The sequence below is a fragment of the Flavobacterium sp. H4147 genome (genome assembly GCF_029360735.1).
GTDB lineage: Bacteria > Bacteroidota > Bacteroidia > Flavobacteriales > Flavobacteriaceae > Flavobacterium > Flavobacterium endoglycinae.
Genome location: NZ_JARKNB010000004.1, coordinates 532,174 through 546,414, shown reverse-complemented (window position 1 = coordinate 546,414; position 14,241 = coordinate 532,174). Strand labels below are relative to the sequence as shown.

12 protein-coding genes are annotated in these 14,241 nt (G+C 33.2%); 7 read left to right on the top strand and 5 right to left on the bottom strand.

The window, feature by feature from the left end:
* The first annotated feature begins 18 nt into the window (after positions 1 to 18).
* The gene (locus tag P2W75_RS19795) at positions 19 to 399 is read left to right on the top strand and encodes a RidA family protein (protein ID WP_276381796.1); all 381 of its coding nucleotides are present in this window, start codon (positions 19 to 21) and stop codon (positions 397 to 399) included.
* Here the strand turns inward: P2W75_RS19795 and P2W75_RS19790 are convergent.
* From P2W75_RS19790 to P2W75_RS19770, 5 genes are all read right to left on the bottom strand, one after another.
* Positions 380 to 754, bottom strand: a complete 375-nt coding sequence (locus P2W75_RS19790) for a methylglyoxal synthase (RefSeq protein WP_207295433.1) — start codon at positions 752 to 754, stop codon at positions 380 to 382. The genes P2W75_RS19795 and P2W75_RS19790 overlap by 20 nt on opposite strands.
* Before the next feature lie 10 nt (positions 755 to 764).
* A complete protein-coding gene (locus P2W75_RS19785; protein ID WP_207295432.1) occupies positions 765 to 1,616 on the bottom strand; it encodes an N-acetylglucosamine kinase in 852 nt (283 codons plus the stop codon).
* Between the two features lie 125 nt (positions 1,617 to 1,741).
* Positions 1,742 to 2,746, bottom strand: a complete 1,005-nt coding sequence (gap, locus tag P2W75_RS19780) for a type I glyceraldehyde-3-phosphate dehydrogenase (RefSeq protein ID WP_207295431.1) — start codon at positions 2,744 to 2,746, stop codon at positions 1,742 to 1,744.
* 92 nt (positions 2,747 to 2,838) lie between these two features.
* A complete protein-coding gene (gene pfkA, locus P2W75_RS19775) occupies positions 2,839 to 3,825 on the bottom strand; it encodes a 6-phosphofructokinase (RefSeq protein ID WP_207295430.1) in 987 nt (328 codons plus the stop codon).
* A gap of 309 nt (positions 3,826 to 4,134) precedes the next feature.
* Positions 4,135 to 8,619 carry a translocation/assembly module TamB domain-containing protein gene (locus P2W75_RS19770; RefSeq protein ID WP_276381795.1) on the bottom strand — a complete coding sequence of 1,495 codons (4,485 nt, stop codon included), beginning with the start codon at positions 8,617 to 8,619 and terminating at the stop codon, positions 4,135 to 4,137.
* Between the two features lie 204 nt (positions 8,620 to 8,823).
* Here P2W75_RS19770 and tsaD point away from each other — a divergent pair, with 204 nt between their 5' ends.
* From tsaD to P2W75_RS19740, 6 genes are all read left to right on the top strand, one after another.
* Complete coding sequence (gene tsaD, locus P2W75_RS19765; RefSeq protein WP_276381794.1) at positions 8,824 to 9,846, top strand: tRNA (adenosine(37)-N6)-threonylcarbamoyltransferase complex transferase subunit TsaD; 1,023 nt, start codon at positions 8,824 to 8,826, stop codon at positions 9,844 to 9,846.
* Between the two features lie 2 nt (positions 9,847 to 9,848).
* A complete protein-coding gene (locus P2W75_RS19760; protein WP_276381793.1) occupies positions 9,849 to 10,562 on the top strand; it encodes a 16S rRNA (uracil(1498)-N(3))-methyltransferase in 714 nt (237 codons plus the stop codon).
* Between the two features lie 18 nt (positions 10,563 to 10,580).
* Entirely contained in the window at positions 10,581 to 11,219 is a 639-nt protein-coding gene (locus tag P2W75_RS19755; protein WP_276381792.1) for a DUF4159 domain-containing protein, read from the top strand.
* A gap of 10 nt (positions 11,220 to 11,229) precedes the next feature.
* On the top strand, positions 11,230 to 11,727 hold the full coding sequence (locus P2W75_RS19750; protein WP_276381791.1) for a TrmH family RNA methyltransferase: 498 nt from the start codon (positions 11,230 to 11,232) through the stop codon (positions 11,725 to 11,727).
* Positions 11,728 to 12,060: 333 nt separating this feature from the next.
* Positions 12,061 to 13,023, top strand: coding sequence for a zinc metalloprotease (locus tag P2W75_RS19745; RefSeq protein ID WP_207295425.1), 963 nt, complete (start codon positions 12,061 to 12,063; stop codon positions 13,021 to 13,023).
* Between the two features lie 125 nt (positions 13,024 to 13,148).
* Positions 13,149 to 14,240, top strand: a complete 1,092-nt coding sequence (locus P2W75_RS19740) for an AI-2E family transporter (RefSeq protein WP_207295424.1) — start codon at positions 13,149 to 13,151, stop codon at positions 14,238 to 14,240.
* Position 14,241: the final 1 nt, after the last annotated feature.

Below are 14,241 nucleotides of genomic sequence, written 5' to 3'. Positions count from 1 at the left end.
TATAAATCAACAACTATCATGAAAAAAATAATCTTTACAGAGAAGGCTCCAGCTCCAATTGGACCTTATAATCAGGCTGTATTAGCTGGAAATACACTTTATGCTTCTGGCCAGATTGCTATAAATCCGACTTCAGGCGAACTTGTTACTAACAACATCAACGATGAAACGAAGCAGGTAATGGAAAACATCGCTGCTATTCTTGAGGCTGCAGATATGACTTTTGAAAATGTGGTTAAAGCTACAATCTTCATTATGGATATGAACAATTTTGGAGCGATCAACACGATTTATGGTTCATATTTTAACGAAAAAACCGCTCCAGCACGTGAAACGGTTCAAGTGGCATGTCTGCCTAAGAATGTAAATGTTGAGATTTCTATAATTGCTGTGCAATAGCATCTAATAATAATTGTGCCGTTGCTTCATTCGTGGCCAGCGGCACATTATGTACATCACACACACGAATCAGCATATTAATATCTGCTTCATGCGGATGACTTGATAAAGGATCTTTAAAAAAGAAAACCATATTAGTAATTCCCTCCGCTACTCTTCCTGCAATCTGCGCATCACCTCCTAATGGACCTGAAAGCATTCTTTGCGTTTTAAATCCAGCAGCTTCGGCTTTTCCTCCGGTTGTTCCGGTACCAATTAGTTTGATTTTCTCATTATGAAGAATATCAGCATTTTTAATTAAAAACTCTATTAAATCTGCCTTTTTACCGTCATGAGCTATAATTGCAATTTCCATAAATCCGGAACTATTGGTTAGCAACATGGTACGCAATTAAACCGTCGATTGGTCTTCTTAAAACATTTCCTAATTTAAGCTCGTATTTATCAAAAGTTTCTTGTAATTCATCTTTTAAATAGAATGCAATAGAACCTACAAAGTGAACAGGAACTTCTTTACAGTTATCAAACTGTTTGATGTAGTTTTTAACGAAAGACTTCATTCCTTTGAAAATAATTTTTCTGCAGAAATCTGTATCTTTATGTTTGATTAAAAACTTAGCGTAAGTTGCTAAATACGCGTTTGGATTTGGCTCTTTATAAAGCTTATTTTTAATAAAATCTGGATCAACGTCGTATTCTTTTTCAAGTTCAACAGCTAATTCCTTAGGCATTTTATTAAAGTAATATTTTCTAATCAATTCTTTTCCGAAAACATTTCCGCTGCAGTCGTCCATTACGATATATCCTAATGACTGAACTTTTTGATGCAATACTTTTCCATCAAAATAACTACAGTTAGAACCTGTTCCAAGAATCGAAACAATAGCTTCTTCTCCTTTTGGAGTCGTAGCATAAACCGCTGCATAAGTATCTTCTTGAACGTCTACAATTGCGTTAGAGAAATATTCTTGAAAAACTTGTTTCAAATATTCTTTCATTCTGTCTGTTCCACATCCAGCTCCGTAAAAGAATAAGTGAGTTGCATTTTTTTTATTTTGTAAAATATCAAAACGATCATTTAATCTTGTAATGATTTCAGGACCGTCAAGTATTTCAGGATTTAATCCTAATGTTTGTGTCGTGAATAATACTTTTCCATTATCATCTATTGCAATCCAATCGGCTTTAGTAGACCCACTATCAACTATTAATTTCATTTTATTTTTTGTTTTTTGGTTTAGTTTTTCCTCAATAAGTGTATTTTTTACATTAATTAAAGACGCAACAAAATAAGAAAATCCCGTTCGACGCATCGAACGGGATTTTGCAAAAATATATAATATTATTTTAAACCTGCGATATGAACAGATAAATCGATCAATTTGCTTGAGTATCCGTACTCATTATCGTACCAAGATACTAATTTGAAGAAAGTTGAATTTAAACCAATTCCTGCAGTAGCATCGATGATAGAAGTTCTTTTGTCAGAAATGAAATCTTGAGAAACGACTGCATCTTCAGTAAATCCTAAGATACCTTTTAAGTCAGTTTCAGAAGATTTTTTCAATACTGCCATAATTTCTTCGTATGAAGTTTCTTTAGCCACTTTTACAGTTAAGTCAACTACAGAAACGTCAGCAGTAGGAACACGGAAAGACATTCCAGTTAATTTTCCATTTAAAGATGGAATAACTTTTCCAACCGCTTTAGCAGCACCTGTTGAAGAAGGAATGATGTTGATTGCAGCAGCACGTCCACCTCTCCAGTCTTTTCTAGAAGGTCCGTCAGCTGTCATTTGAGTTGAAGTAGTTGCGTGAACAGTTGTCATTAAACCTTCAACGATTTCGAAATTATCGTGGATAACTTTAGCTAAAGGAGCTAAACAGTTTGTAGTACAAGAAGCGTTAGAAACAACTAAATCAGAAGCTTTTGCAGTTTCGTGGTTAACTCCCATTACAAACATTGGAGCATCAGCAGATGGAGCAGAGATGATAACTTTTTTTGCTCCTCCTTTTAAGTGCTCGCTTGCAGTTTCGATAGTTGTGAAGATACCAGTACATTCAGCTACTACATCTACATCAACTTCGTTCCATTTTAAGTCAGCAGGATTTCTTTCTGCAGTAATACGGATATTTCTTCCGTTTACATACAATTTTCCTTCTTTAACTTCTACAGTTCCGTTGAAACGACCGTGAACTGAATCATATTTTAATAAGTAAGCTAAGTGATCTACATCTAATAAATCGTTGATCGCTACTACTTCTACATTATCTCTATTAAAAGACTCTCTAAAAACGATTCTTCCGATACGTCCAAATCCGTTTATTCCTAATTTTACTTTTGACATTTTACTAAATTTTTGCTTTTGTTTTTATTACACTATTTTCAAAGTCTAATTTCCTCACAATAAACTTCTCTTCTTTTTAAACTTTATATAGATTATGTAGACATGATGTCTGACACTCTTAATAATTCTCTATCAATTTCTGATTTTCCTTTAATAGCTTGTTCTAATGGAGTTAAAACTACTTTATCTTCTTTTAAACCAACCATATAGTTTGATTTTCCTTCTAATAAAGACTCAACTGCTTTTACTCCTAAACGGCTTGCCAGTACACGGTCGAAGCAAGATGGAGAACCACCTCTCTGCATATGTCCTAATACTGAAACTCTTACATCGTACTCAGGTAAATTAGCTTCAACGTAATCTTTTAATTCGAATACATTTTTACCAATTTTATCTCCTTCAGCAATAACTACAATACTTGATGATTTTCCTGAAGCTTTACTTTTTTGAAGAGAGTCTAACAATCTGTCTAATCCTAAATCTTCTTCAGGAATAAGGATTTCTTCTGCTCCTGCACCAATTCCGGCATTAAGAGCGATATGACCTGCATCTCTACCCATTACCTCTACAAAGAATAAACGGTTATGAGAACTTGCAGTGTCTCTAATTTTATCAATACAATCAACAACAGTATTTAAAGCAGTGTCGTAACCTAAAGTAAAACTTGTACCATAAATATCATTATCGATTGTACCAGGAATTCCCATTACAGGAAAATCATATTCAGAGTTAAAAATTAAACCTCCGGTAAAACTTCCGTCACCACCAATTACAACCAAAGCATCCACTCCAGCTTTTAAAAGGTTTTCGTGCGCTTTCTTTCTACCTTCAGGTGTTCTGAAATCAACTGAACGAGCCGATTTTAAAATCGTTCCTCCTTTGTTTACAATGTTATTAACGCTTCGAGGGCCCATTTCTTTGAAATCTCCTTCGATCATTCCTTGATACCCTCTATAAATCCCTATGCATTCTATATTATGAAAAGCACATGTTCGAACAACAGATCGTATGGCAGCATTCATTCCAGGTGAATCTCCCCCTGAGGTTAGAACACCTACTTTTTTTATTGTTTTTGACATTATTTAAGTATTAAAGTGTAAAATTAGCAAACATTCAGCACTTTTCCGGTTCTGTTTATTATAAATTAATAAAATCTGTTAAATTCAAACGTTTTCGTTAATAAGTTTTTTAGCGGTAAAAATTTCATTTAAAATAATAAAAGCCACTTTTTTTAATTAAATGTTTAAAATTAACAATACCCAAATGAAGTGTTATAAAAATAGCATCTTATGGTTTAGAAACCAAAAAGTTATAAAAAGTTTAAAAGTAGCATAAAAACCCCATTATAAAAATAATGGGGTTAGATATAGGTTTCTTTTAACAGTCATTTAAAAATCATTATCTGGAATCACTGCTTCATTATTGCTTTTTGGCGGCGTCTTTTTTTCCTCTTGTTTCTTTTCAGATTTCTTTTTATCCTTCTCTTCTTCTTTTCGTTTATTGAAGTTAATAAAGTCAGGATTTAAATTCGAATCTTGAAAATCATCAGAGTTTTTAATCGCTCTTTCCAATTTATGACTCTTGAATATTTTGTTTACCAATTCGCTGAAAGTATCAAAATCGACTTCATATGAAATACCAACACCTTGTGTGTAGCCAATTCCTTGTCCTACGTAATTGATATCGTTTTCTTTATTGAACAATCGAAGATTCATCGAACCGTCTTCGTTTACACGATACAAAATTTCTATATCTCCCACAATCGCCGATTCGTTTACTCCTCCAACCGGAACTCCAAGTTTTCCGTTGATGGTAATTCTTTCATTAACTTGAGATGAAATATTAGCTACAAATTGTCCGTCAGCCTCCTGCCCCATTCTTCTATCTGCAGACACATAATTCAAGTCGATATTTACTTTATCATTATCTGATTTAATAATACCGCCTAATAAACTTGAAGCCGTTTCAGTAAGCGTTCCTGAAAAATCTCCCTGACTAAAACCATCGGTACTCATAAACGAACCGGTAGACAATAGATACAAGGCTTGTGTTTGACGAATATCTTTATCATCCAGTTTGTACTGAATCTCTGATTTCAATACATTACTTACGGATGGAAACTGAATATCAAAATTAGGTTCCGGGCTTGCCAAATCTCCTCTTAATCCAATCACAACTTCTACTGGTACTTTTTTATTGAAAGATGAAGTGTTATCTAATAAAACTGCAGGATTCGCCGTAGTTTTATAAACGGCTTCTAAATTCAGCTGTGCACGCATAGGGTTTCCTTCCCAAATAATAGAACCTCCCTTTTTAACTGCGAATTTTTTATCGATTAAACCGCCGTATTTAAAATTATAAGTTCCTTCGTATGCCTGGAAATCTCCCCACATATTAAATTTACCGAGTGTATTAATTTTAAATAATAACGATCCGTACCCTTTTCCTTTCATACCGTGGCCGGAATTTCGATCAAGAATTACTTCTACTTCGGCATCTGGCGTAATATCAAAATCAAATTCAAGTTCCAAACCGTTATAGTTTCGGGTTCTTTCTACAATGCCATTGGCGAGATTGTATTTTTCTTTTGGCGTTACAAAATGAATCCAGCTGCTTTCTCCAACACTTTGCGCGTTGTTAATAGGAATTTTTACTTCGGTTCCTTTTTCCGATTTGGCATCTACCTTAATAAATAAACTTTCTGTTGGTCCTTTTATACTCGCAGTTCCGTTTATAAAAGCGGTTCCAAAATACGCCGCATCTTCACTATCTTTTGTATCAAGAGCTAATAACCGTTTGGATGTTATGGTAAGATCGAGTTTCCAATCGCCGAAATTATGATGTTCTATCGTTCCATTTAGCAATCCTTTTGTTTTATACTTAGTATCGGTTAACTGATTATTTCTAAACAAGAATTTTTCGTCGGTCAAATCGATTACGGTTCGATCGCTTAACTCATAATCAGTATTTAGATACGGAATTGTCATTCCGGCTTTTTCCACATACAAACGTCCGTTTATTTCCGGCTTATTTAAATTTCCAACAACCGAAGCGTTTCCTGAAACAGATCCTCTAATATTCGACAAGACATCTCCTCCAACCGTTCCTAACGTAGCCAGATTGAAACCTTCGAGTTTTAAGCTCATATCCAGTATGGTTTCTTTGTTTTCGATTGCAAAAGTACCATTTGCCCTAAACGATTCTGCAAAACCATTTACAATAGAGGAATTTACAGTAAACTTTCGAAAACTTTCATCACCAGAAATATCAAAATTCAAAGTTCCGAGATCGACTTTATTTAAATTTAGATGATCAATTACAATAGTTGCCGTGGGCTGATAGACATTTTTATTCTGCTTATAATTAATCTTTCCGTTCAAATTACCATTAAAGACAAATTTGGAATTAAACGGTGTAATCTTATTGATATCAACATCTTCAAAATTGAGGACAACATCTTTATAATCTTTACCTTTAATAATACCATTCAAATCGATTTTTTGATTCTCATGCGACAAGACTATATTATTAATGGTAAAGTTTTTAAAATACTGATCAAAAACAATTTGATTATCTTTTTCTGCATTTTCATTTAAATACCACAAATAATCTTTAAACTTCATTTCGGATTTCTTAATTCCTACAATGTTGTTTTTATTTTTATCGATAGTATGAAACAAATCGAGATTGAAATAATCCTGTCCTTTATCTCCACCTTTAAATTCCGAACGAACAAACAAAGTATCTTTTGAAGTTACATTGATTAAATTAAAATCACGGATCTTATAATAAGGTGTTTTAATACTGTCCAGCTCTACATAAGCATTATAAAGCGGGTTTTTATTATCGATATTGATTCGGATATTATCGAATGTATTTTTATCAGCGGTAATTTGCTGAGATCTAAATCTGAATTTAAATTCCTGCTGATCTGAATCTATTTTTCCGCGCACAACGGTACTCGAATCAATTTTCATATCAGGATACAGCATTTCGACTACCTTATTATATACGTGGAAATTGAAACGTAAAAATTGTCCTTTTTTAACTTTATACGGTTTGTAATTGGTATACAAACTTCCAACGGAATTCATAACCAGTTTATCCAACTGCCCAAACTGAAATTTCCCTATAATTTTACCATTTACAACATCATTAGAGTTTATGGTTATAGTTCTCAGTTTATCAGCATCGAAATTTGAACTTACAGTAATTTCATCAAAAGCATACGTTGCTTTTGGATTTTGATATTCAGCATCTTTAATATAAATATCACCCTGAAGATTCTCGATTGAATTTCCAGTTACCTGCACAACCGCATCTCCTTTAAAATAAGAAATAGAATCGTTAATAAACTTCAGCTTACGCAAATCTGAATTTTCGACATTGATATGAAAATCGTAACGGCTTTCACGTTTACTTAAATCTACCAATCCGTCAAATGTCAAACTCAGGTTTGGGTCGCTAATATTTACTTTACCTTTATAATAAGGAAGTTTGAAATTACCATTTACTACAATATTATTATAGGTATAATTATTATAGTACAATTTACTAATGTCTCCTTTTACAATGGTATTTAGATATTTTTTTGTAAAACCAACTCCATCAACATCCAGATTAAGAGTTGTTCTTCCAAGGTCTTTTCGATCTAAAACAGCACCAATATTAAAATTATCCAACACGATATTTCCAGAATACGAAGCTTTGTCGATAAAATCCATATTATTCATATGAAGATCGACTTTTCCGTTTCCTAAATCGGTTGCCATTTTAAAATTCGTTTCGAGATCTACAGTTGTAACTTTCGCTTTACCTATAATATTAAACTTCCCGATTTTTTTAAGTTCCTTTGGAAGACTTTTTCCCAGAATTCCAGGAAGCAGCACAACTAAATTATCATAACTGGAAAGCAGTTTATCAAACTTTCCGTCCATTGAAAATTTCTGTGTTTTATCGCCTAAAAGATTTTTGAAATTAATCGTTCCGTAAATTTTAGAACCGTTGGTATCGCTAAGTCTAAGATGATTTAAATTCAGATTATTTAAGGGTCCTTTGATTTTGGTTTTTACTTTAAAATGCTGGTTTTTACCCAAACCATCGTAAAAATAACGAATGTCATTTGAAGCAATAGAAGAAGAATCCAGAGCCACATCAAACTTTACTTTATCTGTAAACTCGAGGAAATCGCCAACTTTATAATTTAAGATTGCCTTTCCGTAAATCCAAGACCTTTTGGTTTTAATAGCTAAATTTTCAACCTTAATTTGTTTTTTATTATAACTGAATTTACCGGCAAAGTTGGAAACATACAATCCTCTGTGATCTAAAAATGAAAAACGGTGAATCGTTGTATTTACTTCTGGTCCGTATATTTTAAAATCACTGATGTAAGCGTTTAGCTTTTTGAAATCTAAAAATTGAGGTGTTTTTTTGTTTTCATCTACCACAGAAAAACTTCCGTTTGAGATGTAAGCATTTCGTGCTGTCATCAAAAAATGTCTTTTTGACTGACTCTTTTTTCCGGTTTCAAACAATTTAATAAACTTATTAATATTGTTTTCATCCTCGTTTTTATAGGTTTTCAGATTAAAAATCAATCCCGTCAAACGAAGATCACCAAAAATCAAATCACCGTCGAGCATCCTTTTAATACTCAAAATATCAGTGGAAATAATATCCGAATAAATCAAAGTATTTTTATGATGATCGCGTATAAGGACTTTTTTAAGTTTTACACCGCCAAAAATATTAATAGCAGTTCGCTCAACTGTAATATCGGTTTTAAAATCGTTATTTAAGGTATTAGTAATATAATTGGCAATTTTGGTTTGTACAACCGGAAGGGACAAGGTGATAGCAAGTACCAGCAAAAGTAAAATTAAGCCAATCAGAGTTCTGGATACTATTTTTTTTACTTTTTTGATAACCTTGTTTTATTATTGTTTTTGTTAATTTAATTTGAACAGACAAAGGACCGCTGTTATTGATAAAAATTCTTTAATTTTGGCATCTGCTTTACACAAATAAAATTAATAAATTTATTTGTCAAATATAATCCAAAATCGTGCCTTTATATGCAAAATTCAGAGGTTTTTATTTTAGCCATCGAAAGTTCGTGCGATGATACTGCTGCTGCAGTTTTACATAACGATAAAGTACTCTCAAATGTTGTGGCCAATCAGTTAATTCACAATCAATATGGTGGTGTGGTTCCAGAATTAGCTTCGAGAGCCCATCAACAAAATATAGTTCCCGTAATCGATGCTGCCCTTAAGAAGGCAAATGTACAAAAAGAACAGCTAAACGCCATTGCCTTTACACAAGGTCCGGGTTTAATGGGGTCTTTACTCGTGGGAACTTCTTTCAGCAAATCATTATCATTAGCCTTAAATATTCCGTTAATTGCTGTTAATCACATGCATGCTCATATTCTGGCTCATTTTATTGATGAAGAAGGATATGACAAACCTGAGTTTCCATTTTTAGCATTAACTATCAGCGGCGGACATACACAAATCGTAAAAGTCAACGGTTTTTTTGATATGGAAATCATTGGCGAAACGACTGATGATGCCGTAGGAGAAGCTTTTGACAAAAGTGCCAAAATTTTAGGACTGCCTTATCCAGGCGGACCTTTAATTGATAAATATGCTAAAGAAGGAAATCCAAAAGCATTTGCTTTTACAAAACCTAAAGTTCCGGGATTGGATTTTAGTTTCTCTGGATTAAAAACGGCTATTTTATATTTCATTCAGAAAAACAAACAGGAAAATCCTAATTTCATAGAAGAAAACCTCAATGATATCTGCGCTTCTATTCAGCATACGATTATCGAAATTTTGATGGACAAAATAAAATTGGCTGTCAAAGAAACCGGAATCACGCAAATTGCGATTGGCGGTGGTGTTTCGGCCAACTCAGGAATTAGAAACACGCTGAAAGAAAGCGAAGGCAGATACGGCTGGAAAACTTTTATTCCGAAATTTGAATATACTACAGATAATGCTGCTATGATTGGAATTGTAGGCTATCAAAAATTTTTATCTAACCGTTTTGAAACGTCTGCTGTGGTTTCAAAAGCGAGAATTCAATTTTAAGTATGCAGTTATTTTTTAATCCTGATATAGACGAAACAACCCAAAGTTTTTCTTTTGATAAAGAAGAAAGCCGACATATTATAAAAGTTTTACGTAAAAAAGATTCAGATATACTGCATGTTACTAATGGAAAAGGTATATTGTTTGAAACCGAAATCACGTTGGCTTCAGACAATAAATGTATTGTAGATGTTATTTCGATTACCAAATCGCCCGAACCAAAATTTCGTTTGCATCTGGCAGTAGCACCAACCAAAATGAACGATCGTTTTGAATGGTTTTTAGAAAAAGCTACTGAAATTGGCATACAAGAAATCACGCCTATAATCTGCGACCGCTCTGAAAGAAAAGTGGTGAATTTAGACCGTTTTGAAAAAATTATTTTGTCTGCTATGAAACAATCAAATGAAACGTTTCTGCCTAAATTAAATGAAGCAGTTTCATTTAAAGAATTCATCAAACAACAAAATCAAGGACTTCAATTTATTGCACATTGCGAAGAAACAGACAAAAAATCTTTGAAGGAAACTTTAAAGCCAAATGAAAATGTGACTTTGTTAATTGGCCCTGAAGGAGATTTCTCCGAAAAAGAAATAAAACTGGCAATAGAAAACCATTATCAGCCAGTAACTTTAGGAAATACACGTTTACGAACGGAAACTGCTGCTGTTGTGGCTTGTCATAGTGTGGTATTTTTTAATGAAACCTCAAACTAAATTATTGTTGCATAAACTATGAAAAAACTACTGCTTTTATTTTTATTAGTTTCTCTTCCATCCTTTTCTCAGGAAATCGCTTTATTAAAATACAGCGGCGGTGGTGACTGGTACGCCAATCCGACTTCACTGCCAAATTTGATTCGTTTTTGCAATTCGAATATCAATACGCGTATAAAAACAAAACCTTCAACAGTAGAACCAAACAATCCTGATTTATTGTCCTACCCATTTGTACACATGACTGGACACGGAAATGTGGTTTTCAGCGATTCTGATATTACGAATCTGAGAAATTATTTAAACGGAGGCGGATTTCTTCACATCGACGATAATTATGGAATGGATCAATACATTCGAAAAGAAATCAAAAAAATATTTCCTAATAATGATTTAGTTGAAATTCCAGCCAATCACGCTATTTTTCAAAAGCCGTTTTCTTTCCCAAATGGACTGCCGAAAATACACGAACACGACGGAACACGTCCGCAGGCATTTGGAGTTTTTGTAGAAAATAAACTGGTTTTATTATATACTTACGAATGTGATTTAGGAGACGGCTGGGAAGATGCCGAAGTACACAACGATCCCGCAAATGTTCGCGAAAAAGCCTTAAAGATGGGTGCGAATATCATTAATTATATTTTTACCAATTAACATTTAAAAAGTGCAGCTTACCCACGAAGAAAACCAGTTTGAACGAAAAACTTTTCCGATAACTTTAGTCTGCGATCATATTTATTTTCAGCAGAATATTGGTTCACTTTTTAGAATTTCAGAAGCTTTTGGCGTAGAAAATATCATCTTTTTAGGAAAATATATTCCGCTTACGCCAAGAAAAATCAACAAAACATCCCGAAGCACACATCTTCATGTACCGCATCAGATTATTGAAGAAAATGCAGCATTAATCGAATATCTGCAGAAAAATGATTTCGAAATTATTGCCTTAGAAATCGCAAGTAACAGCAAACCGTTGAAAGAAGTTGTTATACCTCAAAATAAGAAAACTGCACTTTTAATAGGCAGCGAAATCAGTGGCATTTCAGAAGATCTTTTAGAAATTTCACATCAAATTGTCCACATCAATATGTATGGAAAAAACAGCAGCATGAATGTAGTTCAGGCAGCAAGTATTGCTTTATACGAGATTACTTCTTTATAAAATATCTTCCTACGTAAAAAGACGGTCCTTACTGATTTCATTTCCAATTAGTGTTTAGAAATTGGGAATAAATCTTAAAATTAAGTTAAACAATCTTCTGGTAAAGTATTTTTAAGATGATTTAAGGACTTTTTTAGGTGTTAAAACATTAAATAATAAGAAATTACATCATAAAAATAAATTTAACATTTTTGTAAGAACCAGAATTTACAAGGCTTTGTAAAATTCTCACAAATAAATCATTATAAAAATTTGGCTACAAAATGAATTTGTTATAAAATTGCGATCTGGTTAACCAAAACTAATATTTTATAACAAAAAACCCCGATTATTATGAAAAAAGTTATTATTTCTGCAATTACAGCATTAGTGCTGTTTTCTTGTCAAAATGACCAAACTGAATCTTCAGCTCCTGAAGCAGCAGTTGCAAGCCGTCGTGCCTGTGCCACCCAGGACGTATTAGAAGCTCAATTGAAAGCTAATCCGGCTCTTGCCATTACAATGAATGAAATCGAAGAATTTACAATCCAGCATGGTGACAAAAAATTCCAAGGCCGTCTTGTAAATGGTAAAATTGAAATTCCTGTTGTGGTAAACGTTTTGTACAGAACAACTGCAGAGAATATCTCAAACACTCAAATTCAATCTCAAATTGATGTTTTAAACAAAGATTTCAACGCTTTAAACTCTGATTACAATAATGTACCAGCATTATTCGCAGGCGTAAAAGCAAACATTGGAATTTCATTTGTTTTAGATCAGGTAATTAGAAAATCTACTACTAAAACTTCATGGGGAACTAACGATGCCATGAAAAAAACAGCTCAGGGAGGAATTGCTCCTACTTCACCAACTACAAAACTTAATATGTGGTCTTGTACAATTGGAGGAGGAATTTTAGGATATGCACAATTCCCTGGAGGAGCTTCTTCTACAGATGGAGTTGTAATTGATCCAAAATACTTCGGTTTATCTGGTTCTGCTAACGCGCCATTTAACTTAGGAAGAACTGCTACTCACGAAGTAGGCCACTGGATGAATTTACGTCACATTTGGGGAGATGCAACTTGCGGAAGCGACTTAGTATCAGATACACCAACTCACAATACTGCTAACTATGGTGTTCCTGCATATCCTCACTACAGTACTTGTTCTGGTACTCCTGTAGAAATGACAATGAACTACATGGATTATGTTGATGATGCTGCAATGTACATGTTCTCAACTGGACAGAAAAACAGAATTGCTGCCATATTTACAAGCGGCGGAGCAAGAGCTTCTTTTGCACAACCTTAATAAAAAAAATCTAATTAAAGGCGAGATGAAATCATCTCGCCTTTTTTTTTGCTCATTATTTAGAACGCCCAAAACATTAGAAATATAAAAGCTTTTTCCTATATTTATAATCTTAAAATTTAAATATGATAACGTCAAAAACTATCTCTAACGGGATCTTACGAGCTTTAGCAACCATCTTAATAATTGGTATCGTTTTATACTTCTTATACTCAATACAAACTGTAATCGTTTACTTGTGTGTTTCGTTACTACTCTGCCTAATTGCAAATCCTTTAGTACTGTTTTTAAAAAATAAATTAAAATTCAGTAATTCAATGGCTGCCACCACTACCATTGTCTTTTTTATCTTTCTAATTGTGGGCTTTATTTTACTGTTTGTTCCTTTAATTATTTCTCAGGCAAATAATTTAGCTTTATTAGATACGGCTCATCTGCAGACTAAATTTATGGAAACAGAAAAGCATCTTGAAGAATACTTTAATATTCAGCATATTGATTTAAATAAAGTTATAAAAGATTCTAAATTGACTTCGGTATTAGATTTTAGCTATTTTACTGGATTTATTAATTCAATTATCAATTTTATGGCCGACATGGGAATGGGATTGGTATCGGTATTTTTTATTACTTTCTTTTTTATAAAAGACCAGACTATTTTTAAAGATCAAGCCAGAAGAATTCTTCCTGATTCTAATGAAGATAAAATCCTGAATTCAATTACAAAAATCAATCATTTACTAACCCGATATTTTATTGGTTTATTACTGCAGTTAATCGTTGTATTTGTTCTTTATCTGATTGTATTACTGATATTTGGAAATAAAAATGCTTTTGTAATTGCTTTTTTATGCGCCATACTAAATATAATTCCGTATTTAGGGCCAATTATAGGAACTACTTTAGCGGCAATCTTAACCATGATTAGCATGATTGGAATGGATTTTCAATCAGAAATTCTGCCCAAAACTATTTATGTCGTAATAGGCTTTTTGATAGTTCAAGCAATCGACAATAATATCAGCCAGCCTATAATTTCATCAAAAAGTGTAAATTCGCACCCGTTAGAAATATTCTTAATTATCTTAATCAGCGGTATCACGTTTGGAATTGTCGGAATGATCATTGCCGTTCCTGCTTTTACCATGATTAAAGTAATTTTAAAAGAATTTTTTCCTGACAATAAAATTGTGTCCGTATTAACCGAAAGAATTTAGC